General features: G+C 67.9%; 28 protein-coding genes and 1 tRNA gene. 15 read left to right on the top strand and 14 right to left on the bottom strand.

Annotated elements, in window-relative coordinates; translation table 11 throughout:
• Positions 1 to 9: 9 nt before the first annotated feature.
• The gene (locus H7J89_RS11210) at positions 10 to 582 is read left to right on the top strand and encodes a hypothetical protein (protein WP_264043425.1); all 573 of its coding nucleotides are present in this window, start codon (positions 10 to 12) and stop codon (positions 580 to 582) included.
• A gap of 1 nt (position 583) precedes the next feature.
• On the opposite strand, the gene H7J89_RS11205 is transcribed toward H7J89_RS11210, so the two are convergent.
• Positions 584 to 1126: a DUF4232 domain-containing protein gene (locus tag H7J89_RS11205; RefSeq protein ID WP_264043423.1), complete on the bottom strand. Its 543-nt coding sequence runs from the start codon at positions 1124 to 1126 to the stop codon at positions 584 to 586.
• A 115-nt stretch (positions 1127 to 1241) separates the two neighbouring features.
• Here H7J89_RS11205 and acs point away from each other — a divergent pair, with 115 nt between their 5' ends.
• The gene (gene acs / locus H7J89_RS11200) at positions 1242 to 3191 is read left to right on the top strand and encodes an acetate--CoA ligase (protein ID WP_264043419.1); all 1950 of its coding nucleotides are present in this window, start codon (positions 1242 to 1244) and stop codon (positions 3189 to 3191) included.
• Positions 3192 to 3197: 6 nt separating this feature from the next.
• On the opposite strand, the gene H7J89_RS11195 is transcribed toward acs, so the two are convergent.
• Positions 3198 to 3896, bottom strand: a complete 699-nt coding sequence (locus H7J89_RS11195; protein WP_264043417.1) for a chymotrypsin family serine protease — start codon at positions 3894 to 3896, stop codon at positions 3198 to 3200.
• A gap of 349 nt (positions 3897 to 4245) precedes the next feature.
• Between H7J89_RS11195 and H7J89_RS11190 the strand changes: the two genes are divergently transcribed.
• Both H7J89_RS11190 and H7J89_RS11185 read left to right on the top strand, forming a co-directional pair.
• Positions 4246 to 4773, top strand: a complete 528-nt coding sequence (locus H7J89_RS11190) for a phage holin family protein (protein WP_264043415.1) — start codon at positions 4246 to 4248, stop codon at positions 4771 to 4773.
• Entirely contained in the window at positions 4774 to 5727 is a 954-nt protein-coding gene (locus H7J89_RS11185; protein WP_264043413.1) for an alpha/beta fold hydrolase, read from the top strand.
• On the opposite strand, the gene marP is transcribed toward H7J89_RS11185, so the two are convergent.
• From marP to nth, 4 genes are read right to left on the bottom strand one after another with little or no spacing between them, the layout of a single operon-like run.
• Positions 5720 to 6913, bottom strand: a complete 1194-nt coding sequence (marP, locus tag H7J89_RS11180; RefSeq protein ID WP_264043411.1) for an acid resistance serine protease MarP — start codon at positions 6911 to 6913, stop codon at positions 5720 to 5722. The two genes, H7J89_RS11185 and marP, sit on opposite strands and share 8 nt — an antisense overlap.
• An 11-nt stretch (positions 6914 to 6924) precedes the next feature.
• On the bottom strand, positions 6925 to 7749 hold the full coding sequence (locus H7J89_RS11175) for an NUDIX hydrolase (RefSeq protein WP_264043409.1): 825 nt from the start codon (positions 7747 to 7749) through the stop codon (positions 6925 to 6927).
• 29 nt (positions 7750 to 7778) lie between these two features.
• Positions 7779 to 8426: a TlpA family protein disulfide reductase gene (locus tag H7J89_RS11170; protein ID WP_264043407.1), complete on the bottom strand. Its 648-nt coding sequence runs from the start codon at positions 8424 to 8426 to the stop codon at positions 7779 to 7781.
• Between the two features lie 12 nt (positions 8427 to 8438).
• Positions 8439 to 9119, bottom strand: coding sequence for an endonuclease III (gene nth, locus H7J89_RS11165; protein ID WP_264043824.1), 681 nt, complete (start codon positions 9117 to 9119; stop codon positions 8439 to 8441).
• A 173-nt stretch (positions 9120 to 9292) separates the two neighbouring features.
• Here nth and H7J89_RS11160 point away from each other — a divergent pair, with 173 nt between their 5' ends.
• Together H7J89_RS11160 and crp are read left to right on the top strand one after the other, a co-directional pair.
• Complete coding sequence (locus tag H7J89_RS11160) at positions 9293 to 9688, top strand: hypothetical protein (protein ID WP_264043405.1); 396 nt, start codon at positions 9293 to 9295, stop codon at positions 9686 to 9688.
• A gap of 98 nt (positions 9689 to 9786) precedes the next feature.
• Entirely contained in the window at positions 9787 to 10461 is a 675-nt protein-coding gene (gene crp / locus H7J89_RS11155) for a cAMP-activated global transcriptional regulator CRP (protein ID WP_044508824.1), read from the top strand.
• A 79-nt stretch (positions 10462 to 10540) separates the two neighbouring features.
• Here crp and H7J89_RS11150 read toward each other — a convergent pair whose 3' ends face one another.
• Genes H7J89_RS11150 through sp36 form a run of 3 tightly spaced genes read right to left on the bottom strand, consistent with a single transcriptional unit; the run spans position 10541 to position 11955 of the window.
• Complete coding sequence (locus H7J89_RS11150) at positions 10541 to 11332, bottom strand: MBL fold metallo-hydrolase (RefSeq protein WP_264043403.1); 792 nt, start codon at positions 11330 to 11332, stop codon at positions 10541 to 10543.
• Entirely contained in the window at positions 11329 to 11793 is a 465-nt protein-coding gene (locus H7J89_RS11145) for a RidA family protein (protein WP_264043401.1), read from the bottom strand. Before H7J89_RS11145 ends, H7J89_RS11150 begins: the two co-directional genes overlap by 4 nt.
• A complete protein-coding gene (sp36, locus tag H7J89_RS11140; RefSeq protein ID WP_007166633.1) occupies positions 11794 to 11955 on the bottom strand; it encodes a Sp36 family protein in 162 nt (53 codons plus the stop codon).
• Between the two features lie 77 nt (positions 11956 to 12032).
• Here sp36 and bagA point away from each other — a divergent pair, with 77 nt between their 5' ends.
• A complete protein-coding gene (gene bagA, locus H7J89_RS11135) occupies positions 12033 to 13052 on the top strand; it encodes an ATPase BagA (protein ID WP_264043399.1) in 1020 nt (339 codons plus the stop codon).
• A complete protein-coding gene (gene bagB, locus H7J89_RS11130; protein ID WP_264043397.1) occupies positions 13049 to 14218 on the top strand; it encodes an ATPase BagB in 1170 nt (389 codons plus the stop codon). The genes bagA and bagB overlap by 4 nt, the downstream gene beginning before the upstream one ends.
• A 21-nt stretch (positions 14219 to 14239) precedes the next feature.
• Here bagB and H7J89_RS11125 read toward each other — a convergent pair whose 3' ends face one another.
• Positions 14240 to 14590 (bottom strand): WhiB family transcriptional regulator, encoded by a 351-nt coding sequence (locus tag H7J89_RS11125; protein WP_067943293.1) that lies wholly within the window; start codon positions 14588 to 14590, stop codon positions 14240 to 14242.
• A 363-nt stretch (positions 14591 to 14953) separates the two neighbouring features.
• On the opposite strand from H7J89_RS11125, the gene ponA2 reads away from it, so the two are divergent.
• The 5 genes from ponA2 to H7J89_RS11100 all read left to right on the top strand — a co-directional run bounded on the left by ponA2 (position 14954) and on the right by H7J89_RS11100 (position 20308).
• Entirely contained in the window at positions 14954 to 17383 is a 2430-nt protein-coding gene (gene ponA2 / locus H7J89_RS11120) for a transglycosylase/D,D-transpeptidase PonA2 (protein WP_264043394.1), read from the top strand.
• A 69-nt stretch (positions 17384 to 17452) separates the two neighbouring features.
• A complete protein-coding gene (locus H7J89_RS11115) occupies positions 17453 to 18412 on the top strand; it encodes a metallophosphoesterase (RefSeq protein ID WP_264043392.1) in 960 nt (319 codons plus the stop codon).
• Positions 18409 to 19515: an L-cysteine desulfhydrase Cds1 gene (gene cds1 / locus H7J89_RS11110; protein ID WP_264043390.1), complete on the top strand. Its 1107-nt coding sequence runs from the start codon at positions 18409 to 18411 to the stop codon at positions 19513 to 19515. The genes H7J89_RS11115 and cds1 overlap by 4 nt, the downstream gene beginning before the upstream one ends.
• Positions 19516 to 19576: 61 nt before the next feature.
• Positions 19577 to 19650: transfer RNA gene (locus tag H7J89_RS11105), tRNA-Pro, on the top strand.
• An 82-nt stretch (positions 19651 to 19732) separates the two neighbouring features.
• Complete coding sequence (locus tag H7J89_RS11100; protein WP_264043388.1) at positions 19733 to 20308, top strand: hypothetical protein; 576 nt, start codon at positions 19733 to 19735, stop codon at positions 20306 to 20308.
• A 42-nt stretch (positions 20309 to 20350) separates the two neighbouring features.
• Here H7J89_RS11100 and H7J89_RS11095 read toward each other — a convergent pair whose 3' ends face one another.
• Both H7J89_RS11095 and H7J89_RS11090 read right to left on the bottom strand, forming a co-directional pair.
• Positions 20351 to 20653 (bottom strand): DUF4193 domain-containing protein, encoded by a 303-nt coding sequence (locus H7J89_RS11095; RefSeq protein ID WP_264043386.1) that lies wholly within the window; start codon positions 20651 to 20653, stop codon positions 20351 to 20353.
• Between the two features lie 74 nt (positions 20654 to 20727).
• On the bottom strand, positions 20728 to 21018 hold the full coding sequence (locus tag H7J89_RS11090; protein WP_264043384.1) for a hypothetical protein: 291 nt from the start codon (positions 21016 to 21018) through the stop codon (positions 20728 to 20730).
• Positions 21019 to 21370: 352 nt separating this feature from the next.
• On the opposite strand from H7J89_RS11090, the gene H7J89_RS11085 reads away from it, so the two are divergent.
• Positions 21371 to 22063 (top strand): HAD family hydrolase, encoded by a 693-nt coding sequence (locus H7J89_RS11085; RefSeq protein WP_264043381.1) that lies wholly within the window; start codon positions 21371 to 21373, stop codon positions 22061 to 22063.
• Here the strand turns inward: H7J89_RS11085 and H7J89_RS11080 are convergent.
• Both H7J89_RS11080 and H7J89_RS11075 read right to left on the bottom strand, forming a co-directional pair.
• Positions 22031 to 22531: a DUF6328 family protein gene (locus tag H7J89_RS11080; protein ID WP_264043822.1), complete on the bottom strand. Its 501-nt coding sequence runs from the start codon at positions 22529 to 22531 to the stop codon at positions 22031 to 22033. The two genes, H7J89_RS11085 and H7J89_RS11080, sit on opposite strands and share 33 nt — an antisense overlap.
• Before the next feature lie 182 nt (positions 22532 to 22713).
• Entirely contained in the window at positions 22714 to 23082 is a 369-nt protein-coding gene (locus tag H7J89_RS11075; RefSeq protein ID WP_264043379.1) for an STAS domain-containing protein, read from the bottom strand.
• A 162-nt stretch (positions 23083 to 23244) separates the two neighbouring features.
• Here H7J89_RS11075 and H7J89_RS11070 point away from each other — a divergent pair, with 162 nt between their 5' ends.
• Positions 23245 to 24147, top strand: a complete 903-nt coding sequence (locus tag H7J89_RS11070; RefSeq protein WP_264043377.1) for an STAS domain-containing protein — start codon at positions 23245 to 23247, stop codon at positions 24145 to 24147.
• Positions 24148 to 24149: the final 2 nt, after the last annotated feature.

The following is a 24149-nucleotide window of genomic DNA, read 5'->3' as shown; positions in this document are numbered from 1 at the left end:
CCGCCTGCGGTGCCGCCCCGCCCGACCGCGGGCAAGTCGGCCACCACGCTGATCACCATCGGTATCGTCCTGCTGGGGCTGGGCGGGCTGAACCTCTTCTTCCACGCTGCGCGCGTTGCGTCGAGCCAAGCTGAGCGGTCCCGTAATACGTCGATGCAGGTGGGCGAGTGCGTGAATGAATCGACTTTCAAGGCAGAGCATTTCGCGTCCCGGCCGGACAACGACTGTGCCAACCCCGCGGCTGTCTACGAGCTCGCCTTCAAAGGCGGCCCCTCGGCGACGTGCCCCGACGGCAAACGCGATCACTCCGTGTACGACCGTTTCACGGACGATGATTCGATCCTGTGCTTCGCCTTCAACCTCAAAGAAGGGCAGTGCTACCGGGTACCGAGCTTGGATGCCGCCGACACTGACATGACGATGCGTCTCGACGACTGTCCGCCGCATTCCGGAGCCACGCAGGTGAAAGTCGTGCAACGCATCGACGGGAGCACCGACAAGACGCAATGCCCGCAAGGGTCCAAGGGCATCGGCTACCCCGTCCCGGCGCGCGTCTACTGCCTGGCGAGGGCCGACTCGTGACTCAGACGGGCGTGACGGGGTGCACCTGCAACGCGCAGGCGTCGATGGTGGCCGGCACGGTCAGCACCACGGTCGTGTCCGGCGGGTTGACCAGCAGCTCGGTATAGGTGGGGCAGGGCTCGCCGTTGGCGTCGATGGCGATGCCCTCCACGATCGCCTGCGCCTGGGTGGACAGGGACAGGATGACGGTGGGCGGCACCTCGGCGCCGCCCGGCAGGCCTCCCATGTAGCCGCGCAGCGTGGGCTGGGCGTGTATGAGCGGCCCGCCCGCGCCCGAGTCCACCCCGGGGTACCCCGTCAGCGTGCAGGGCTCCGCGCCCCCGGCGAGGCTGAACACCAGGGTCGCCGCGCGGTGGCCGACCGCGGCCTGCGTCGGCGAGGCGGTGACGGCGATCTGGTCCGACCAGCATGGGGTCGGCGCGTCGGCGGTGTCGGTCGGCATGGCCCACGCCGGTGACCCCAGCATGACGGTGGCCGCGTAACCCGTTGCGGCCGCGGCGAAGCTGGGGGCTAGTCGGCGGTTGCGCCGCCCGTGACCGGGCACACCGGTGATTATCCGCTACGGGGAAGGCTTTGACCTTTGATTTGCAGCTTCGCTTTTCACCTTGTGGGGCTAGGCTCTCTGACGATTGACGAGCCTCGACACCAGGAGGAAGCCAGTGACCGCCACAGACGCCGTAGGCCCGTCGTCGTATCCCCCGCCGCCGGCGTTCGCCGAACAGGCCAACGCGGGTGAGGAGCTGTACCGCGAGGCCGACGAGGACCGGCTGGGCTTCTGGGCCAAGCAGGCCAATCGGCTCTCCTGGTCGACGCCGTTCACCGAGGTGCTCGACTGGTCGCAGCGCCCCTTCGCCAAGTGGTTCGCCGACGGCAAGCTCAACGTCGCCTACAACTGCGTGGACCGCCACGTGGAGGCCGGCCATGGCGACCGCGTCGCCATCCACTGGGAAGGCGAGCCCGGCGACAGCCGCAGCCTGACCTACGCCGACCTGCAGGCGCAGGTGTGCAAGGCGGCCAACGCGCTGACCGGCCTGGGCCTGGTCGCCGGTGATCGGGTCGCGATCTACCTGCCGCTGATTCCCGAGGCGGTGATCGCGATGCTGGCCTGCGCCCGGCTCGGCATCATGCACAGCGTCGTGTTCGCCGGTTTCACCGCGAAGGCGCTGCGGGCCCGGATCGCCGATGCCCAGGCCAAGTTGGTGATCACCAGTGACGGGCAGTTCCGCCGCGGCAAGCCGGCACCGCTGAAGGACGCGGCCGACGAGGCCGTCGACGATCCCGACAGCCCCGTCGAGCATGTCCTGGTGGTGCGGCGCACGGGGATCGACGTGTCGTGGAACGACGACCGCGACCTGTGGTGGCACGACGTTGTCGACGCCGCGTCGCCCGAACACACCCCGGAGCCCTTCGATGCCGAGCAGCCGCTGTTCCTGCTGTACACCTCCGGCACCACCGGCAAGCCCAAGGGCATCGTGCACACGAGCGGCGGCTATCTGACTCAGTCCTCCTACACGCACTACTACATCTTCGACATCAAGCCCGAACGTGACGTCTTCTGGTGCACCGCCGATATCGGCTGGGTAACCGGGCACACCTACGGCGTCTATGGTCCGCTGTCCAACGGGGTCACCGAGGTTCTCTACGAGGGCACGCCCGACTCGCCGACCCAGCACCGGCACTTCGAAATCATCGAAAAGTACGGCGTGACAATCTATTACACCGCACCCACGCTCATCCGGACGTTCATGAAGTGGGGGCGCGAGATCCCCGACGCACACGACCTGTCCAGCCTGCGGCTGCTCGGCACGGTGGGCGAGCCGATCAACCCCGAGGCCTGGCGCTGGTACCGCACGGTGATCGGCGCCGAGCGCCTCCCGATCGTGGACACCTGGTGGCAGACCGAAACGGGCTCCGCGATGATCTCCCCCCTGCCCGGGGTCGCCGCGGCAAAACCGGCTTCGGCGATGAGGGCTTTGCCGGGCATTTCCGCCAGCATCGTCGACGACCACGGCGACCGATTGAAGCCCACGGTCCATCACGGCGAACACGTCACCGGGTACCTGGTCCTGGACCAGCCGTGGCCGTCCATGCTGCGCGGCATCTGGGGCGATCCGGAGCGCTACGTCGAGACCTACTGGTCCCGGTTCGCCGAGCAGGGCTGGTATTTCGCCGGGGACAGCGCCTATTACGACCGCGACGGCGCCATCTGGGTGGTGGGCCGCATCGACGACGTGATGAACGTGTCAGGGCACCGGCTCTCGAGCGCCGAATTGGAGTCGGCGCTCGTCGGCCACCACGGAGTGGCCGAGGCCGCGGTGGTCGCGAAGGCCGACGAGACCACGGGCCAGGCCGTCTGCGCGTTCGTCGTCTTGTGTGCCGAGTACGAGCTGCACGACGGAATCGTCGACGAGTTGCGCGCCGAGGTGGCCCGGGAGATCTCACCCATCGCCAAGCCGCGTGAGATTCATGTGGTGCCCGAACTGCCCAAGACCCGCAGCGGCAAGATCATGCGCAGGCTGCTGCGTGACGTCGCCGAGAAGCGGGAGCTCGGCGACACGTCGACGCTGCTGGACCCCGGCGTTTTCGACGCGATCCAGAGCTCGAAGTAGCCCGGCTCAGGCCGGCAGCGGCGTGAACCCGGCACCGGGCCGGTGCTTGGCGTTGATGTCGGCCAGGACCGCGTTGAACGACTGGACCACCGCCGGCGTGTGCAGCGGAATGTACTTGATGACGCAGGTCGGCAGGTTGTCGCTGAACGCCCCGTGGATCATGCCGACCAGCAGGTTGTTGACGGTCACCGGCGCCCCGGAATCTCCCGGCTGGCCGCAGACCTGCATGACGATCGTGCCCGGGTCCTGGCCCGGCCCCCAGGTGACGCCGCACGAGTTTCCGGTGGTCCGGCCCTGCTTGCAGGCGATCTCACCGAAGGCCGGATCCGGGCCGAGGCCATTGATCGCGAAGCCGTTGTAGTTGGCCGTCGGCGTCACCTTGGCGGGATCGAACTTGATTACGGCGTAGTCGAGGTTGTCGTTGCCGGCCACCATGGTGCCCAGAACGCCGGCGTTCTCGGCGCCCTCGGCGGCGACCTGCGCGCCCGGACCGCCGCAGTGTGCCGAGGTGAAACCGATCAGTTCACCGGCGGCATCGCCCCCGATGGTCGTCAGGGTGCACATCGTGTCCCCGTTGATGACGATGCCGGCGCCGCCGCCAATCGGGATCCGGACATCGGCGGCCGCGGCGCGAACGGGACAGCCCACCAGGACCAGGAGCGCCGTCGCTACTGCCGCCACGAAGCACCGGTGCGCCGTCTGCACAGCACCACTCCCATCGACAGGCCGGACCCGGACCGGCTTGACCAGTCTAGTCGGCCGGGCATCCCGCTCGCCGTGCCCAGCGCGGCCGCCGGCCCGCATCGACCGCTCCCGTTGTGCCCGTTGCGCATCTGAGCGGATGAAACCCACCGCCCGGCGGCTCGCTGACGCCGTAGAAGTTTGGAAACCGTCCGCATGGGCATGTGGTTGAACGCCCTCGCGACGACGCCGGTCGACCTCCGACAGGCGCCGGGCCGGCCGCCGCCTTCGGCTGGCCTCGTCCGGCAGGGCGCCGCATGGCAACATGAACCGCGACGACAGCGCCGGGCAGTGACGAAAGAGGGGACCGTCTGTGAGCAAACCCGATGGCAAGAACGGTGTGCCCAGCACCCTGACCACGATCCCCCTGACCGACCCGAACGCCCGGCCCGCCGACCCCTCGATCGGCGACCTGATCAAGGACGCCACCACCCAGGTCTCCACGCTGGTGCGCGCCGAGGTCGAACTGGCCCGGGCGGAGATCACCCGGGACGTCAAAAAAGGGTTGACCGGCAGCGTCTTCTTCATCGCCGCGCTGGTGGTGTTGTTCTACTCCACGTTCTTTTTCTTCTTCTTCGTCGCCGAACTGCTCGACACCTGGCTGTGGCGCTGGGCGGCGTTCCTGATCGTGTTCGCGGTCCAGGTGGTGGTCGGGGCGCTGCTGGCCCTGCTGGGCTTCCTCAAGGTGCGCCGGATCCGGGGACCGCGGGAGACGATCGAATCGGTCAAGGAGACGCGCACCGCGCTCACCCCGGGCCACGACAAGGCGCAGGGCACCCCCAAGCAGCTCGCCGAGCGTGGCAGGCACGAAAAGCCCGAAACCGATCCATCGGGTTGGTAAATGGCCCCGCCGGATCCGTCGGTAACCCGCATCGACGGGCCCTGGCGCCATTTGGACGTTCACGCCAACGGCATCCGGTTCCACGTCGTCGAGGCACTGCCCACCGGCGCGGACCCGACCGCGCCACCCACAGCCCGGCCGCTGGTGATGCTGCTGCACGGTTTCGGCTCGTTCTGGTGGTCATGGCGTCATCAATTGCGGGGACTGACCGGGGCGCGGGTGGTCGCGGTCGACCTGCGCGGCTATGGCGGCAGCGATAAGCCGCCCCGCGGCTACGACGGCTGGACGCTGGCCGGCGACACGGCCGGCCTCATTCGGGCGCTGGGGCACTCGTCGGCGACGCTGGTCGGTCACGCCGACGGCGGGCTGGCCTGCTGGGCCACCGCGCTGCTGCATGCGCGATTGGTGTCGGCCATCGCGCTGATCAGCTCGCCGCACCCGGCGGCGCTGCGCCGGTCCACGCTGACCCGGCGCGACCAGGGGTATGCACTGCTGCCGACGTTACTGCGCTATCAAGTGCCGATCTGGCCGGAGCGCCTGCTGACCCGCGACAACGCGTCGGAGATCGAGCGCCTGGTCCGCAGCCGCAGCTGCCCTAAATGGATTGCCTCCGAAGACTTTTCCGAATCCATTGGTTACCTGCGGATGGCCATCCAGATTCCGTCGGCGGCGCACTGCGCACTGGAGTACCAGCGCTGGGCGGTGCGCAGTCAGCTGCGCGACGAAGGCCGCCGCTTCATGAAATCGATGTGCCGGCAACTCAGCGTGCCGCTGCTACACCTGCGCGGCGACGCGGATCCCTACGTGCTGGCCGACCCGGTCAACCGGACGCGGCGTTATGCCCCGCAGGGGCGTTACGTATCAATCGACGGCGCAGGGCATTTCAGCCACGAAGAGGTGCCTGAGGAAATCAACAGACACTTGATGAAATTCATCGACTACGTGGTCAGCTGACGCAGGCCCCGGTGGTCACCTGCTGGGTGGCACCGATTTTGGCGAGCTGACCGGCCACCTCGTCGGCCGTCAACACGAAGCCGGTGTCGGGATCGTCGACGGCCGCGCCGAACACCACGCCGAGCACCTGACCGCTGAGGTCGATCAACGGCCCACCCGAATTGCCTTGTTCCACATTGGCTCTGATGGTGTAGACGTCGCGGGTTACCGGCGCGGGGTCGCGGTAGATGTCGGGTCCGCTGAGTTTGATGACCTCGCGGATGCGCGCCGGGGTCGCGGTGAAGTTACCGCCGCCCGGATACCCCAGCACCACAACGCTTGTGCCCGTTTTCGCCTCGGCCGACGCGAATGCCAACGGCTGCGGCGGCAGGTTGGGGACGGCAAGAATGGCGATGTCGACCGACGGATCGTAGGAAACAACGGTGGCGTCCAGGGGACTGCCGCTGGCGTAGATCTGCACGCTGTTGGAACCGGCGACCACGTGGGCGTTGGTCATCACCCGGTCGGGGGCGATCACAAATCCGCTGCCCTCCAACACTTTCTGGCAGCTCGGCGCCAGGCTGCGAACCTTGACGACGCTGGCCGCGGTGGCCTGCACCACCGGATTGTTCGCCAACGCGGGGTCGGGCGAGGCGACCGGAATGACCGGAGTCCGGCTGAACGGCTCCAGCACCGCGGGCAGGCCGGAGGTGTTCAGCAGCGCCGACAACCGCTTGGGCACCGTCTTCAGCCACGGCGGGGCGACCTCGTTGACCTGGGCCAGCACCCGCGAGCCGCGGACCGCCGCGGCCAGCTCGGGCTGGTCCTTGGACTGGGTCAGCGGCGTCGCCAACAACCACGCCGCGGTCAACACCACCACAAGCTGGACACCCACCCCGATGAACGAGTCGACCGTGCGGATGGTCCGGCTGCGGATCGCGCCGCGAACCGCCCGTCCCAACACCACTCCCGCGACCTCGCCGACGACGACCAGCGCCAGGATCAGGAAGAGGGCGGCGAACAACTTGGCCCGTGGCGCGGCGATGTGGCTGACGAGGTGGGGCGCCAGCAGCACACCCGCGATCGCGCCCAGCAACACACCCACGAACGAGAACAGCGACCCCACCGCGCCGGAACGCCAGCCCGATACGGCCGCGATGAAGGCGACCGACAGCACGGCCACGTCAAGCCACTGTGACGGGGTCATCGAGTTCATGTTCATCGAGGGGGACCGCCCTGCTCGCCGACCAGCGCCATCGCCGCGTCCAGCTCGCGGACGTCGGTGGTGTCCCAGGGCTGGGCCCAGCCGGCGACGTCGAGCATCGCACAGATCACCTGGCCAGTGAATCCCCAAACCAGCATCTCGTTCAGCAGAAACGCCGGTCCGGCCCACCGGCGGCCGAGGTCACCCCGGTAGACCATCAGCCGGTTGGCCGGGTTGATGAAGGCGCGCAACGGAACTCGCGCCACGACCGCGGTTTCGGCCTCGTTGACGACGGCCACCGGACCGGGATCCGGCGAGTAGGCCAGCACCGGGACGACGTGAAACCGCGACGGCGCAATGAACGTGCGCTCCATCGTCACCAAGGGACGCAACCGCGACACGTCGATCCCGGTTTCCTCCTGGGCTTCGCGCAAGGCGGTGGCCACCGGGCCGTCATCGGTGGGATCGGAGGCGCCGCCGGGAAACGCCGCCTGGCCGGCGTGGTGGCGCAAGGTCGAGGCGCGCACGGTGACCAGGAGGTCGGCGCCGTCGGGGACGCCGCCGTCGGCCGGCGCGGACTCCGGGCCCGAGAACAGCACCAAGACCGCGGCTTCACGACCGCTGCCGCGCATCGCCGACAAAGACGACGCGGCCTTGCCGGTGATCATCGCCAGCACGTCGGCCGGCAGCCGGCGCCGGTACGCGTCCGGCATCCGCTCGACGTTGTCGACCAGGGGCCTCAGCCACGGCGGGGAGGCGTCGGGGCTCAGCGCCACCGTCCCGCGCTCCCGGGTGGGGTTCCCACCTCCCGCGGATGGGGGCGTACCCCCAACACTCACGGGGCGCTCCAGTCCGTCCAATTTTCGGCTTATCCCTTGTCATTTCCGACCGCGGCCGCGATCTCGTCGGCGCTGTCGAAGGCCCGCGGCAGCATCTGGGCAACGCTACCGTCCGGTCGCAGAACCACAGTCGCGGGCATCACGTTTACCACGCCCAGGGCAGCCGCGACCCGTCGGCGACCGTCCTGCAGGGTCGGCAGCCGAACGCCCAGTTCGGAAAGCCGCAGCAACGCGGCCGTCTCGTTCTCGTCCTGATGCACCGTCACCACCATCACGTCGGACCCGACTCGCCGTTGATACTCGGCCATCGCGGGCAGTTCGGCCGCACACGGCGCGCACCAATACGCCCACAAGTTGAGGACCACCCGTCGCCCGGCCAGCGCGCGGGCGACGTCGACGGCCGAACCGTCGGCGGCGCACTCGGCCGTGACACCGCGCAGCGTCGGGGGGCCCGGGCCGTCACCGGCGGCCGGACACGGCGCCAGGTCGGCCCGTTGCCGCGGACCCGCCAGCGCGGCGGCCGTGTCGGCGTCGCGGTGTTCGCGATCGGGCGGGCTCGCGGCCGTGCCGGGCTTCGGGGCGGGCGCGGACTCGTCGCGCAGCTGGGCGACCAGGGCCACCGCCAGCGCCGCCACCACCGCGAGGATCGCGATGGTCCAGCGCGTGGTCCGCGTCAAGGTGGTAGACGCCTACAGGCCGGCCAGGGCCAGCAAGTGCTCGGTTTCCGGGCCCCGCACCAGGGGCGCGGCCAGCAGCGGTTCGGTGGGGCCGAGCCCGAAGGAGGGGCAGTCCTTGGCCACCACGCACACACCGCAGGCCGGCTTGCGCGCGTGGCACACCCGGCGGCCGTGGAAGATCACGCGGTGGCTCAACATGGTCCACTCGCTGCGTTCGATCAGTTCGCCCGCCGCGCGCTCGATCTTCACCGGGTCCTTGTCGCTGGTCCAGCGCCACCTGTGCAGCAGCCGCGCGAAGTGGGTGTCGACCGTGATGCCGGGGACGCCAAAGGCGTTGCCCAGGATGACGTTGGCGGTCTTGCGGCCCACGCCGGGCAAAGTGACCAGTTCCTCCATGGTGGAAGGCACTTCGCCGTCGAACCGTTCGACCAACGCCTGCCCGAGGCCGATGAGGGAGGTCGCCTTGTTGCGGAAGAACCCCGTCGGACGGATCAGGGTTTCCAGTTCGTCGCGGTCCGCCTGCGCGTAGTCCAGCGCCGAGGGGTACCGCTTGAACAACGCCGGCGTCGTCAGGTTCACCCGTTGGTCCGTGCTCTGCGCCGAAAGGATCGTGGCGACGGTCAGCTCCAGCGGCGTGGTGAAGTCCAGCTCGCAGTGCGCGTCCGGAAACGCCTGCGCCAGCGCCCGATTCATCCGGCGGGCCCGCCGCACCAAGCCCGCCCGCGTCTCCTCAGACCAGCGCCGCGCACCGTTGCCACCCGGTGGGACCGAAGTGGACTTCGAGCGCCCGGACGACTTTGCCGCTGTCACCTACGACAGAGTACTGATTTCGTGATCTCGCCGAGACCACGTGTTGATTGAAGTCCATGTTTACTCTCCTTGTGTCGTGGTTGCTGGTGGCCTGCGTTCCGGTGTTGCTGATGCTGGCGGCGCTCGGCTTGGGGCGGCTCGAACGGGGGCTCGCCCGCGAGGACGTCACCATGCTCGCGGTCACCGAGCTTTTCGAGTACGCCGAACTTGTCGACGTGCACACCCTGGCCCGGGAGGGGATGCCGGAGGCGCTGGAATTTCTGCACCGGCGCGAGGCCCGGGGACTTTCCGAGGCCGCGCTGGCCGGGCTGACGTCCGTACCGCGGCATGCGGCGCCGTCGTTCGCCGCCAGCTTCATTGACCATGCCGAGCTGACATTGCCGACGCGAATACAAGCGCATCCGCAGATCAATCCGCAGTTTAAGGCCACTCGACACGTCAATCGTGTGTAGCGTTGCACGTTGGACAAAATGTCCTACCGCTAGACTCATCACGCGAGCAAGGGATTAACCTGCCCGTACACAAATCATTGGAAAGCTGAAGAGGCAACGTGGACGAGATCCTGGCAAGGGCAGGAATCTTCCAAGGGGTTGAGCCCGGCGCGGTCGCCGCGCTGACCAAGCAACTGCAACCCGTCGACTTTCCCCGTGGGCACACGGTCTTCGCCGAAGGCGAGCCGGGTGATCGGCTGTACATCATCGTCTCGGGGAAGGTCAAGATCGGCCGTCGCTCACCGGATGGCCGGGAGAACCTGCTGACGATCATGGGCCCGTCGGACATGTTCGGCGAGTTGTCTATTTTCGACCCCGGCCCACGGACTTCCAGCGCCACCACCATCACCGAGGTGCGCGCCGTGTCGATGGACCGCGACGCGCTGCGGGCGTGGATCGCCGACCGTCCCGAGATCGCCGAGCAGCTGCTGCGGGTGCTGGCCCGCCGGCTGCGCCGCACCAACAACAATCTGGCCGACCTCATCTTCACCGACGTGCCCGGCCGGGTGGCCAAGCAGCTGCTGCAGCTCGCCCAGCGGTTCGGCACCCAGGAGGGTGGCGCGATGCGGGTCACCCACGACCTGACGCAGGAGGAGATCGCCCAGCTGGTGGGGGCGTCCCGGGAGACGGTGAACAAGGCGCTGGCCGATTTCGCCCATCGCGGATGGATCCGGCTGGAAGGCAAGAGTGTGCTGATTTCGGACTCCGAAAGGCTCGCCCGCCGAGCGAGGTAAGCGCGCGAATTGCGTCGAGTTCGACGTTATCGACCGTTCACTCGATCTTTTCCGCGATAGCGTCGATTTCGGCGCAAGTTCAGCGCTGCAAATAGTCCAGCTGCGCCTGAACGGACCATTCGGCCGCGTCCCAGAGTTTCTCGTCGACGTCTACATAGACGTGTTCGACGACTTGGCGCGCGGTGGCGTCGTCGCCGATGTCCCGCAACGCGGCACGCACCTGTTCCAGCCGTTCCTGCCGGTGCACCAGGTAGCCGGACGCGACGGCCTCCAGGTCGGGCAGGTCCGGCCCGTGGCCGGGCAGCACCGTACGTCGCCCCAGGCCACGCAAGCGCCGCAACGATTCCAGATAGTCGGCCAGGCTGCCGTCTTCGGAATCAATGACGGCCGTGCCGCGGCCCAGCACGCTGTCGGCGGTGAGGACGGCGTCGTCGAGCACGAACGAGAACGAGTCGGCGGTGTGTCCGGGGGTGGCCATCACCCGGATCTTGAGGCCGGCCGCATCGATGACCTCACCATCGGTGAGGTGACCGCCGAGGCCGCGCAGAAACCCACTGCCCGCCGACCGCACCGTCGCGCCGGTCCGCTCGACCAGCTTGTCGATGCCGTCGGTGTGATCGCCGTGCCGGTGGCTGATGAGCACCAGGGTGATACGGCCCAGCTCGGCGACCCGGGCGATGTGATCGTCGTCGTCGGGCCCGGGGTCCACCACGACCAACTCGTCGCTGCCCCTGCCGCGCAGCACCCAGGTGTTGGTGCCCTCGAGCGTCATCAACCCGGGGTTGTCGGCCAACAGAACCGAGGCAGTGTCGGTGACCGCCCGCAGCGTGCCGTATGCGGGATGACTCGGCGACTCCGGCGCGTCGGTCACGGTCGCGAGCCGACCTCCACGATCAGCTCCACCTCGACCGGCGCATCCAGCGGCAGCTCGGAAACGCCGACGGCCGACCGCGCGTGCGCGCCGTCCTCGCCGAACACCTCGGCGAGCAGTTCCGAAGCGCCGTTGACGACGCTCGGCTGGCCGTTGAAACCCGCAGCGGAGGCGACGAATCCGACGACCTTGACCACTCGGGTCACCGCGTCGATGCCCACCAGCGAATCGACGGCCGCCAGGGCGTTGAGCGCGCAGATTCGTGCCATCGCCTTGCCTTCTTCCAAGCTGACCTGCGCCCCGACCTTGCCGGTCCCGGCCAGTTGTCCCGCCTGCAGCGGCAGCTGACCGGCGGTGTACACCAGGTTGCCGGTCCGCACCGCGGGCACATAGGCGGCCAGCGGCGCCACCACCTCCGGAAGTGCGACCCCGAGTTCCGCAAGCCGGGCGGAGGCAGTCATCTACTTGGGACGCTTCAGATACGCGACGTGTTGCTCACCGGTTGGCCCGGGCAGAACGGACACCAACTCCCAGCCGTCGGCACCCCACTGGTCGAGAATCTGTTTGGTGGCGTGTGTGAGCAGCGGGACGGTGACGTATTCCCATGCGGTCGGTTGGCTCATGGCGCGAGCTTATCGGTCGGATGTGAACGGCTCTGGCCTGCCCGGGGGCCGAACGCCGGTCGGGCTAGCATGCGAAGGTGGCAAACTCATCGAGCGGCGGTAGCGCCGTCGGCTGGCCGGCGCGGCTCTCAAAGGCCCGCCTGCATTTCGTCACCGGCAAAGGCGGTACGGGCAAGTCGACGATAGCGGCCGCGCTGGCACTGACCCTGGCGGCCGGAGGCCGCAAAGTACTTCTCGTGGAAGTCGAAGGGCGGCAAGGTATTGCGCAACTCTTCGACGTCCCGCCGCTGCCGTACCAGGAGGTCAAGATCGCGACCGCCGAACGCGGCGGTCAGGTCAACGCGCTGGCCATCGACATCGAGGCCGCGTTCCTGGAATACCTGGACATGTTCTACAACCTCGGCATCGCCGGGCGGGCGATGCGGCGCATCGGCGCCATCGAGTTCGCGACGACGATCGCGCCCGGCCTGCGCGACGTGCTGCTCACGGGAAAGATCAAGGAATCGGTGGTGCGGGTCGATAAGAACCGGTTGCCCGTCTACGACGCGGTCGTCGTCGACGCGCCACCCACGGGACGCATCGCCCGCTTCCTGGACGTCACCAAGGCCGTGTCGGATCTGGCCAAGGGCGGGCCGGTGCACTCGCAGAGCGAGGGCGTGGTGAAGCTGCTGCACTCCGAGCAGACGGCCATCCACCTGGTCACCCTGCTGGAGGCGTTGCCGGTGCAGGAAACCCTGGAAGCCATCGAGGAGCTCGCCGAGATGGAGCTGCCGATCGGCAGCGTGATCGTGAATCGCAACATCGTGTCTTACCTGCAACCCGCCGATCTGGCGAAGGCCGCCGAGGGGCACGTCGACGCGGACTCGGTGCGGGCGGGGCTGGACATGGCGGGGATCAAGCTGAACGACACCGAATTCGCCGGACTGCTGACCGAGACCATCGAGCACGCGACGGTCATCGCCGCGCGGGCCGAGATCGCGCAGCAACTCGACGCGCTGCAGGTGCCGCGGCTGGAACTGCCGGCGATCTCTGACGGCGTCGACCTCGGAAGCCTCTATGAGCTTTCGGAATCACTTGCACAGCAGGGGGTTCGATGAGCACCACGCCGAATAGGCTTGACATGGCCTCGATCTTGGCCGACACCACCAACCGAGTGGTGGTGTGCTGCGGCGCCGGCGGGGTGGGCAAGACCACCACCGCCGCCGCGATGGCGTTACGCGCGGCCGAATACGGCCGCAACGTATGCGTTTTGACGATCGACCCGGCCAAGCGGCTGGCTCAAGCGCTGGGGGTCAACGACCTCGGCAACACCCCGCAGCGGGTGCCGCTGGCGTCCGAGGTCTCCGGCGAGTTGCACGCGATGATGCTCGACATGCGCCGCACGTTCGACGAGATGGTGGTCCAGTACTCCGGAAACGGCCGGGCGCAAGCGATTCTGGACAACCAGTTCTATCAGACGGTCGCCAGCTCGCTCGCCGGCACACAGGAATACATGGCGATGGAGAAGCTCGGTCAGCTACTGGCCGAGGATCGTTGGGACCTGGTGGTGGTGGACACCCCGCCGTCGCGCAACGCGCTGGACTTCCTCGACGCGCCCAAACGGTTGGGCAGCTTCATGGACAGCCGGCTGTGGCGGCTGCTGCTCGCGCCCGGCCGTGGCATAGGCCGATTGGTCACCGGCGCAATGGGTTTGGCGATGAAGGCGATGTCCACCGTGCTCGGCTCACAGATGCTGAGCGACGCGGCGGCTTTCGTGCAATCGCTGGACGCCACCTTCGGCGGTTTCCGGGAGAAGGCGGATCGGACGTACTCGCTGCTGAAGAGGCGCGGCACGCAGTTCGTGGTGGTGTCGGCGGCCGAACCCGACGCGCTGCGCGAGGCCTCCTTCTTCGTCGACCGGCTGTCCACCGAAGGCATGCCCCTGGCCGGGCTGGTCTTGAACCGCACCCACCCGACGTTGTGCTCGTTGCCCGCCGAGCGGGCGATCGACGGAACCGAAACGTTGGCGGCCGAGCCCGATTCCGAGGCCGCCTCGCTGGCCGCGGCCGTGCTGAGGATTCACGCCGACCGCGCGCAGACCGCCAAGCGGGAGATCAGGTTGCTGTCGCGGTTCACCGGTGCCAACCCGCACGTGCCGGTGATCGGCGTTCCCTCGCTGCCGTTCGACGTCTCGGACCTCGAAGCGTTGCGCGCGCTCGCCGATCAGATCACGTCGGCGGGCGACGACGCGGCCCGCGCCACGGCCCAGGGGCCCCTGCACTAGGAGCCCGGCCGAACCGCCGGGTCAGCCGACGCTGCGGGTTCTCCTCTTGTCGAAGAAGTCCGACCAGGACACCACTTCCGGGTGCTGCTTGAGCAGGGCCCTGCGCTGACGCTCGGTCATGCCGCCCCAGACGCCGAACTCGACTTTGTTGTCCAGCGCGTCCGCCCCGCACTCCTGCATGACCGGGCAGTGCCGGCAGATGACGGCGGCCTTGCGTTGGGCGGCCCCTCGAACGAAGAGTTCGTCCGGGTCCGTGGTCCGGCACAGTGCTTTGGAAACCCAGGCGATCCGTTCTTCGGCATCAACGCTGCGGAGTACCCCTTGTGCGGCCGCAATGTTTGTCCTACGCGCCGCAGGCCGTGTTCCTGACACGAACTGTTCCCTTCCCTACCGGCCGCTCTCACGGCCGCCCTCCTGGGGTGCAGATCCCCACCTGCGATCTACGCCACACTGTGTACATCGGTGTTACCTGAATCTCACCGTGTGTCTAAGTTAGGTGGTCAGCCACCAATTGCGCAACAGTCCGATAACGCCTTTTTTGGGACGGGCGTCCCGTCTCGTCTCAAAAGGGTAGGCGATCGAAGTGATCTTGCACACGTGCGCGGGGGCTCGCCTCACTGACGCACGCGCAAATTTTATCGCACTCGCGGCGGTAAAGCGCTGGTCAATGACAGCGCAAAAAGTCGGTGAACTCGCAGCGTGGCGGCGTGACTGGGGGCCGCTACTGTAGTAGCCATGTCAGACCGCCCCCCGGCCCTTCTCACGATTTTGAAGCTCGCCGGGTATTGCTTGCTGGCCGGCGTCGTCGCCACGGCACTGATGTTTCCGTTCGCGGGTGGTTTGGGACTGGTGTCCAACCGGGCCTCCGAAGTCGTCGCCAACGGCTCGGCCCAGCTCCTCGAGGGTGAGGTGCCCGCGGTCTCGACGATGGTCGACGCGAAGGGCAACACCATCGCCTGGCTGTACTCCCAGCGCCGCTTCGAAGTGCCCAGCGACAAGATCGCCAACACCATGAAGCTGGCGATCGTGTCCATCGAGGACAAGCGGTTCGCCGACCACAACGGGGTGGACTGGAAGGGCACGCTGACCGGGCTGGCCGGCTACGCGCGCGGCGACGTCGACACCCGTGGCGGTTCGACCATCGAGCAGCAGTACATCAAGAACTACCAGTTGCTGGTGACGGCGAAGACCGACGCGGAAAAGCGCGCCGCCGTGGAAACCACCCCGGCCCGCAAGCTGCGCGAGATCCGGATGGCGCTCACGCTGGACAAGACCTTCACCAAGCCCGAGATCCTGACCCGCTACCTGAACCTGGTGTCGTTCGGCAACGGTTCGTTCGGCGTGCAGGATGCGGCCCAGACCTACTTCGGCATCAACGCCTCGGACCTGAACTGGCAACAGGCGGCGCTGCTGGCGGGCATGGTGCAGTCGACCAGCGCGCTGAACCCTTACACCAACCCCGACGGCGCGCTGGCGCGGCGAAATCTGGTGCTGGACACCATGATCGAGAACATCCCTCAGGAAGCCGACGCGCTACGCGCCGCCAAGGCCACCCCGCTGGGTGTGCTGCCGCAGCCCAACGAGTTACCGCGGGGCTGTATCGCGGCCGGCGATCGCGCCTTCTTCTGCGACTACGTGCAGGAGTACCTGTCCCGCGCCGGCATCAGCAAAGAACAGGTGGCCCGCGGCGGCTACCTGATCCGCACCACGCTGGACCCGGACGTGCAGATCCCGGTCAAGGCCGCCATCGACCAGTTCGCCAGCCCGACCCTGCCCGGCATCTCCAGCGTGATGAGCGTGATTCAGCCCGGCAAGACGTCGCACAAGGTGATGGCGATGGCCAGCAACCGCACCTACGGCCTGAACCTCGACGCCGGCGAAACCATGCGACCGCAGCCGTTCTCGCTTGTCGGCGACGGCGCGGGGTCCGTTTTCAAGATCTTCACGACGGCCGCCGCCCTGGACATGGGCATGGGCACAAACGCCACGCTCGAGGTGCCGAGCCGATTCCAGGCCAAGGGCATGGGTAGCGGCGGGGCCAAGGGCTGTCCCAAGGACACCTGGTGCGTGGTCAACGCCGGCAACTACCGCGGGTCGATGAACGTGACCGAGGCGCTGGCCACCTCGCCGAACACCGCGTTCGCCAAGCTGATCCAGCAGGTCGGGGTGACCCGCACGGTGGACATGGCGATCAAGCTGGGCCTGCGCTCCTACGCCGATCCCGGCACCGCCCGCGACTACAACCCCGACAGCAACGAGAGCCTGGCCGACTTCGTCAAACGGCAGAACATCGGCTCATTCACCCTGGGCCCCATCGAGGTGAACGCGCTGGAGCTGTCCAACGTCGCCGCCACGCTGGCCTCCGGCGGCACGTGGTGCCCGCCCAACCCCATCGACAAGCTGATCGACCGGCACGGCAACGAGGTCGCGGTGACCACCGAGACCTGCGACCAGGTGGTTCCCGAAGGCCTGGCGAACACCCTGGCCAACGCAATGAGTAAGGACGCGGTGGGCGGCGGCACGGCCTCCGGCTCCGCCGGCGCGGCGGGCTGGACGCTGCCGATGTCCGGTAAAACGGGCACCACCGAGGCGCACCGCTCCTCCGGCTTCGTGGGATTCACCAACCACTACGCGGCGGCCAACTACATCTACGACGACTCCACGACGCCGACGGACCTGTGTTCGTCGCCGCTGCGCCATTGCGGCGAGGGCGACCTGTACGGCGGTAATGAGCCGGCCCGCACCTGGTTCACGGCGATGAAGCCGATCGCCACCAATTTCGGACCGGTGCAGTTGCCGCCCACCGATCCCCGGTACGTCGACGGGTCGCCCGGGTCGCGGGTGCCGAGCGTCGCCGGCCTGGACATCGACGCGGCCCGCTCGCGACTCAAGGAGGCGGGCTTCCAGGTCGCCGACCAGAACAACTTCGTCAACAGCACCGCGAAACAGGGCGAGGTGGTCGGAACCACGCCGAGCGGCGCAACGATCCCGGGGTCGATCATCACCATCCAGGTCAGCAACGGCATCCCACCGGCTCCTCCGCCGCCGCCCGAGGGCGGGCCGCCGCCCGTCGGGTCACAGGTGGTGGAGATCCCGGGCCTGCCCCCGATCACCATTCCGCTGCTGGCGCCGCCGCCCCCCGCGCCGGGGCAGCCGCCTCCGTAGGCCGCCATCTTTTGGTGCTGTGGCGCAAGGTATGCGTTGCCAAAGCGCAACCGGCAGTAGGCTGCCAGCATGGCTGATGTTTTGCCCACGCTGATACGCACCGGTGCCGCCGCACTCGGTTCGGCCGTCGCCGGCATCGGTTACGCCGCCGTCGTCGAGCGCAACGCCTTCGTCCTGCGCGAGATAACCATGCCCGTCTTGGCGCCCGGTTCCACGCCGCTGCGGGTGCTGCATATCAGCGATTTGCACATGCTGCCCAACCAGCGCCGCAAACAGGCTTGGCTGCGCGAGTTGAGCAACTGGGAACCCGACCTGGTGGTCAACACCGGCGACAACCTGGCCCACCCCAAGGCGGTGCCCGCGGTGGTGCAGGCCCTCGGGGATCTGCTATCGCGGCCGGGCGTCTTCGTGTTCGGCAGCAACGACTACTTCGGCCCGCGCCTGAAGAATCCGCTGAACTATCTGACCAACCCGTCGCACCGGGTTCGCGGTGAGCCGCTGCCCTGGCAGGATCTGCGGGCGGCCTTCACCGAGCGCGGCTGGCTCGACCTCACCCATACGCGGCGCGAGTTCGAGGTGGCCGGCCTGCACGTCGCCGCCGCCGGCGTCGACGACCCGCACATCGACCGGGACCGCTATGAGACGATCGCAGGCCCGGCCAGCCCGGCCGCGAACCTGCGACTCGGCCTGGTCCATTCGCCGGAGCCGCGGGTGCTGGACCGCTTCGCCGCCGACGGCTACCAGCTGGTGATGGCCGGACACACCCACGGCGGGCAGGTCTGCCTGCCGCTCTACGGCGCCCTGGTGACCAACTGCGGCCTGGACCGGACCCGGGCGAAGGGCCCGTCCCGGTGGGGCGCGAACATGCAGCTGCACGTCTCCGCCGGCATCGGCACCTCACCGTTCGCGCCGGTGCGCTTCTGCTGCCGGCCCGAGGCCACCCTGCTGACGTTGATCGCCACCCCGATGGGCGGCCGCGATTCGGCCAGTGACCTAAGCCGTTCGCAGCCAACAGTTTCGGTGCGTTGACCGAGCGGACCCGGATCGCGGTCCGCAACCGTTCGCGGTGCTGGACCGACAGCGCGGTCCGGCTGATCCAGGCCGACGCGCGCCGCAGCGCCGACACGCACCTGTTGCGTTACCCGCTGCCGTCGGCGTGGGGCGCGGACGTTGACGTGACGCTCTACCTCAAAGACGAGACCACGCACATCACCGGCAGCCTCAAGCACCGGCTGGCACGCTCCTTGTTCCTGTATGCGCTCTGCAACGGCTGGATCGACGAGGGCACCACGGTGGTCGAGGCCTCGTCGGGTTCGACGGCGGTGTCGGAGGCGTATTTCGCGGCCCTGCTGGGCCTGCCGTTCGTCGCCGTGATGCCGGCGTCCACCAGCTCGGCCAAGGTGGCACTGATCGAAGCCCAGGGCGGCCGTTGCCATTTCGTGCAGAACTCCGCTGAGGTGTACGCCGAGGCCGAGCGCGTCGCCCGCGACACCGGCGGGCACTACCTGGACCAGTTCACCAACGCCGAACGCGCCACCGACTGGCGGGGCAACAACAACATCGCCGAGTCGATCTTCGAGCAGATGGCCGAAGAGACGCATCCCATCCCGGAATGGATCGTGGTGGGCGCGGGCACCGGCGGCACCAGCGCGACGATCGGCCGCTACATCCGCTACCGCCGGCACGCGACCCGGCTGTGCGTCGTCGACCCGGAAAACTCCGCGTTCTTTCCCGCCTATGCCGACGACCGCTACGACTTAGTGATGCCCACCTCGTCTCGGATCGAGGGCATCGGCCGGCCGCGGGTCGAGCCGTCGTTTTTGCCCGGCGTGGTCGACCGCATGGTTTCGGTGCCCGACGCCGCGTCGATCGCCGCCGCCCGGCACGTGAGCGCCGTTCTGGGGCGCCGCGTGGGGCCGTCGACGGGTACCAACCTCTGGGGCGCCTTCGGCTTGCTCGCCGAGCTGGTCGCCCAGCGGCGCAGCGGTTCGGTGGTCACGCTGCTCGCCGACAGCGGTGACAGGTACGACGACACCTACTTCAGCGACGAGTGGGTCAGCGCGCAGGGGCTCGATCCGAGCGGTCCCGCCGAGGTACTCGCGCAGTTCGAGCGCTCCTGCCTCTGGCAATGAGCCGCCACGCCGCGGTTTGGCCAGCCGATGGGCCGGTGCGATAGGCTGTCGGAGCTTCAAGCGGGGTGTGGCGCAGCTTGGTAGCGCGCTTCGTTCGGGACGAAGAGGCCGTGGGTTCAAATCCCGCCACCCCGACCCGGTTGTATTCGCTGGCGTGACAGCCGAACGCCGACTTTGACACTGCGGCGTTGCGGCTTTGCCGTTAAGCTCTGCCCGCATGCCGCTGGTAAGCCCGCCGCCCGAGCAGGGCGAGTCACGCGGGGTCGGCCCACAGGTCACCGGATTTGCCGATTTCCCGGCGCCGGTCCGCAGTCCCGGCCACCCCACCCTGGCGGAGATCACCCGGCGACAGCAGGAGATCCAGGCGTGGGAAGCGCTGAACGTCGGTGGCTACCGATTCGCCAAACCCGGCACCATCATCGGCGGCGCGATCTCCGCCGTGCTGGTGGTCCTCGTGCTGACGCCCCTCCCCCCGAACTGGCCGTGGGACATCCCGACGATGATCCTGGCCGTCTTCACGGCGGTGGCGACCGTGACCTGCGGTCTGTTGTGGTTCGACAATCCGCACCCCGCTCCCCGCCCCGAGTCGTTGGCGATCGTGCCGTTCTCTCGGGCGGAAAACCTGCGGCTGATGCAAGACCAGCCCGTCGAGCCCTACCGCGCCATCTGTGCCTGCCCCGGCTGTGGCGACTTATCCACGCACCTGATCCGCGAGCCCGTCAAGAACGAACCGGACTGGGCGATGGTCACCCGGCGTTGCGCCGGGTGTCACCGCGAGTGGGCGCAAGCCTGAACCTGGTTGTGCGCCAACGATTCAGGCCCGACCATCGCGGCGCTAGGCGCAGTCGGCGCAGACGGACCTGCCCCCGGTCGAGCTGTGCAACCGGCTGCGGTGCTGCACCAGAAAACAGCTCGAACACATGAACTCGTCGGAGCGCTGGGGAATGACCGTCACCGACAGTTCCTCGCCGGACAGGTCGGCGCCGGGAAGCTCGAAGAAATGCACATCGTTGGGGTCCTCGTCGACCACCGTGGTGGCGGATCCCTGCAGCGTCGGGGCCAGCTCGCGTATCGGGGACTTGTCCGGGGTTTCGGAGTCGGAGACCCGGCGTGCGTCATAGTCGCTTGCGGTCGCCATGGCAGTTCCTTCCTGCTGATGAGCCGGGTTGACGCACTTTCCTGTACTCACCCGTGGCGCAGGCAGTACCCCATTCAGGCGCGAGTTACACCGACCGGCCCGAAAAAGTCACGCCGCCGGCCAGTGAGCCGCCTCAGCCGCCTGGCGATCGTGGGGTAATGCGCAAGGGCCAGGCCCAGCCACGGCGCCACGACCGACACGGTTAGCGCGACGATCGCCGCCCCTTCGTGCCCAAACAGCAGCTCGAACAGCCCGACTGCCAGACTGATGGCCCAGACCGCCACGGCCGCGAGGCCCAGCAGGGGGAAATCGCGCTCGTACTCGACCGAGTAGTTTGCTGCTCGTAACGAAACGGGCGCGACCATGATCGGCCTCTACCCGGTCATCGCCGCGATTAAACGTCTCGGAGGGCGGATTCGCGCAGGCCGGTGTTCGTTAGCTCACAGCGGTCAACTGGTCGGCGGCGGGGTGGGCTCATCGGAATTCGAAGGCATGCCAAGCAAGTTCGAGGTCGCGCACCCGTCGGTGCTCATGAGAAAGTCTGTGTATCAGTGTGATTCGTGCGGCATGCGGTTCGCCGGCGGCCCGCCGCCCGGCCCGGCGGCCAAGGAGCCGTAACCGATTTGCGGATCACGCTTCGCCGTCACCCGCTGCTCCCGAACCCACACGACGCGGCATCCCGGTGTCAGCCGTCCCTGGCCTGGGTATGCCGCGCAGATGAAACCCGCCGTTCTCTTCGACGTCGACGGAAGCCTGGTCGACTCCAACTATCTTCACGTCCACGCCTGGCTACGCGCCTTCGACGATGAGGGCCTGCCCGTCACGGCCTGGCAGATCCACCGGTGCATCGGCATGGACGGCTCCACGCTGGTGCGAACGCTCTCCAACAACGCCCCGGACGAGGTCCAGGAGCGGCTGAGCGACGGGCACAGCCGTTACTACCGGGAGAACACCCCGCTGCTCACGCCGCTACCGGGTGCCCGCGCGCTGCTGCGCCGCGTCGCAGAGCTGGGGCTGCAGGTGGTGCTGGCCACCTCGGCACCCGACGACGAGCTGGAGATCTTGCGCAAGGTCCTCGACTGCGACGACGTCATCTCCGAAACGACGTCCTCGCGTGACGTCGACACCGCCAAGCCCGAACCCGGCATCGTGCAGGTCGCGCTGGACCGGGCCGGGGTGGATGCCGACCATGCCGTGTTCGTCGGGGACGCCGTGTGGGACGCACATGCCGCGGCGGGCGCCGGATTGCCCTGCATAGGGCTGCTCAGCGGCGGCATTGCGCGCGAGGAGCTGCAGGCGGCGGGCTCGGCACCGATCTTCGCCGACCCACAAGATCTGCTCGAGAATCTGGACTCGACCCGCATCTCCGAACTCGCGCTACATACCGCGGGTGCGGAGCAGAATCGGTAGCAGCCACCAGAAAAACGTAAACAGCGTCAGCGCACACGCTCCGGCGATCAGGGCCGGTGCGCGTCCGGCCACCGCGGCGAACACGATGATCGTCACCCCGGTCAGGGCGAGGCCGAGCAGCGCCAGCCCGGCGTACGCGCAGCGGTGCGCGGCGGACACCACCACCTGGAGACGATGGCGCCGGAAGAGCATCCGGTGCATGCCCACCGGGGCGATCAGCAGCACCGTTGCGCCCACCGAGCACCCCACCGTCGCGAGATAGGCGTCGCGCAGGAGCGGGGCGAGAACGTCGAAACGTTGCTGGAACGGCAGGGTCAGCAGGAAGCCGGTGAGCAGCTGCACTCCCGTCTGCACGACCCGCAGCTCCTGCAACAGGCTGTTCCAATTGCGGTCCAGCCGTTGGATTTCGGTTTCGCCACGCTCGTGGCTATCCCATCGCTGGTCGTCTTGCGGATTGTCGACGTCCATAGGCGTGATCATCGCACCTGTCGCTTGCGCCAGCGCCGTTTCACCCAGGATAGTCACGAAGATTCGTTATCCACTTTCGCAAAGTGAATTGATTTCCGCGCCCGCCAATTTGGTAGCCATCTATCGCAATGGACACCGACAATTCGCCAAAAACGTTGTCGCGCAACCGCGCGCAGCGCCAACTACCGGCCGATGTTGTCGTCCCGGACCGCGGTCAACGCGTCGTCCAGCGTCGGGTACAACGGGAACGTCTTGTCCAGCCCGGTGAGGTGAATCGGCCGTCTGGTCGCCGGGCCGCGCGCAACCACCCCGAACCCCGTCGCCTGGCCCAGCTTCTCATACGTTGCCGCGAGGATCTTCAGACCCACCGAGCCGAGGAACTCCACCGCGGAGAGGTCGATGACCAGTGCCGTTGGGCTCTCCGCGACGACCGCGCCGACGGCCTGTTCCAGGGCCGGCGCCGTGACCAAATCGATTTCGCCGCTGACACTGACCACGGACACCCCATCGTGGTCCTCAACCAACGTGGTAATCGAATCAGGAGCTGACAATGGCGATCCTTTGTCCTGGGCTTCAGGTGTGGTGCAAGCCTAGCCTGCGTTGCGAACTGCGAGAAGAATATGCCCTCAACACTTGCCCCGCGACAACCCAGGCTAGTCTCGCAAAATCGAGCCTGCACACAGCGGGGCGCTTACCGGCACTCGGGAGGCAACATGTCAGATTCGCCGGCGGAGTTCAGCGGCGCGGGCGCCACCGCGCAGGCGGTCAGCATTTCGAGCGAGGGCCTGCTGCCACAGCTCGTCCAGCACCTGCGGCAGAACCGCACCGTGCTGCGCGAGGAGTGGGCACGCCGGATCACCGAGGCCGAACTGCTCACCGCGATGACGCCGGAGGAGCTGTTCTCCGAGGCGACCGCCGTCTACGACAACTACGTGGAGGTGCTCGAGACCGGTAGCGTCGAGGCGCTGCAGGCCTACGCGCGCGACCTGTCCGAGCGCATCATCCCGCGGGGCGTGGAGACCGACGAGGTCATTGGCATCGTACTGCTGCTGCGCGACGTGCTCGCCCGCTCGCTGTTCGAGAAGTACCAGGCCGAATTCGAACTGCTCAACCGGGTCCTGGACGCCTACGAACCGGCGGCCAACCGCATCGCCAACACCGTGGCGGTCAGCTTCGTGCAGGAACGCGAGCGCATCATCCGCCAACAGCAGGAAGCGATCCGCGAGCTGTCGACCCCGGTGCTGCAGGTGCGCGAACAGCTGCTGATTCTGCCGATCATCGGTGTGCTCGATTCCCAGCGCGCCCGCCAGGTCACCGAACAACTGCTGCGGGCCATCCGCGCCAACCGCGCGAAAGTGGTGGTCATCGACATCACCGGTGTGCCCACCATCGACTCCACCGTGGCCAACCACCTCGTGCAGACCGTCGACGCCTCGGGGCTGATGGGCGCCAGCGTCATCATCACCGGCCTGTCCTCCGAAATCGCCCTGACGCTGGTGACGATCGGGCTGGACCTGTCGAAGATGAACGCCGTCGGCGACCTGCAGGGCGGCATCGAGGAAGCCGAACGCCTGCTGGGCTACGAGGTCACTCGCACCGGCGAGCAGCCGGGATAGCT

The sequence above is a fragment of the Mycobacterium paraffinicum genome (genome assembly GCF_025822865.1).
Classification (GTDB): Bacteria; Actinomycetota; Actinomycetes; order Mycobacteriales; family Mycobacteriaceae; genus Mycobacterium; species Mycobacterium paraffinicum.
Note: the sequence above shows the minus strand (reverse complement) of the source record. Positions and strands in the feature narration are given on the sequence as shown.

What these genes read in the sequence shown, in the direction of transcription:
- marP (WP_264043411.1), bottom strand. Translation starts at nt 6,913, where the DNA reads ATGACCCCGTCACAGTGGCTTGACGTGGCCGTGCTGTCGGTCGCCTTC.
- H7J89_RS11085 (WP_264043381.1), top strand. Translation starts at nt 21,371, where the DNA reads ATGAAACCCGCCGTTCTCTTCGACGTCGACGGAAGCCTGGTCGACTCC.
- ponA2 (WP_264043394.1), top strand. Translation starts at nt 14,954, where the DNA reads ATGTCAGACCGCCCCCCGGCCCTTCTCACGATTTTGAAGCTCGCCGGG.
- H7J89_RS11160 (WP_264043405.1), top strand. Translation starts at nt 9,293, where the DNA reads ATGTTTACTCTCCTTGTGTCGTGGTTGCTGGTGGCCTGCGTTCCGGTG.
- H7J89_RS11115 (WP_264043392.1), top strand. Translation starts at nt 17,453, where the DNA reads ATGGCTGATGTTTTGCCCACGCTGATACGCACCGGTGCCGCCGCACTC.
- H7J89_RS11080 (WP_264043822.1), bottom strand. Translation starts at nt 22,531, where the DNA reads ATGGACGTCGACAATCCGCAAGACGACCAGCGATGGGATAGCCACGAG.
- bagB (WP_264043397.1), top strand. Translation starts at nt 13,049, where the DNA reads ATGAGCACCACGCCGAATAGGCTTGACATGGCCTCGATCTTGGCCGAC.
- sp36 (WP_007166633.1), bottom strand. Translation starts at nt 11,955, where the DNA reads ATGAGCCAACCGACCGCATGGGAATACGTCACCGTCCCGCTGCTCACA.
- H7J89_RS11090 (WP_264043384.1), bottom strand. Translation starts at nt 21,018, where the DNA reads ATGGTCGCGCCCGTTTCGTTACGAGCAGCAAACTACTCGGTCGAGTAC.
- nth (WP_264043824.1), bottom strand. Translation starts at nt 9,119, where the DNA reads ATGAATCGGGCGCTGGCGCAGGCGTTTCCGGACGCGCACTGCGAGCTG.
- H7J89_RS11185 (WP_264043413.1), top strand. Translation starts at nt 4,774, where the DNA reads ATGGCCCCGCCGGATCCGTCGGTAACCCGCATCGACGGGCCCTGGCGC.
- H7J89_RS11095 (WP_264043386.1), bottom strand. Translation starts at nt 20,653, where the DNA reads ATGGCGACCGCAAGCGACTATGACGCACGCCGGGTCTCCGACTCCGAA.
- H7J89_RS11145 (WP_264043401.1), bottom strand. Translation starts at nt 11,793, where the DNA reads ATGACTGCCTCCGCCCGGCTTGCGGAACTCGGGGTCGCACTTCCGGAG.
- H7J89_RS11100 (WP_264043388.1), top strand. Translation starts at nt 19,733, where the DNA reads ATGCCGCTGGTAAGCCCGCCGCCCGAGCAGGGCGAGTCACGCGGGGTC.
- H7J89_RS11070 (WP_264043377.1), top strand. Translation starts at nt 23,245, where the DNA reads ATGTCAGATTCGCCGGCGGAGTTCAGCGGCGCGGGCGCCACCGCGCAG.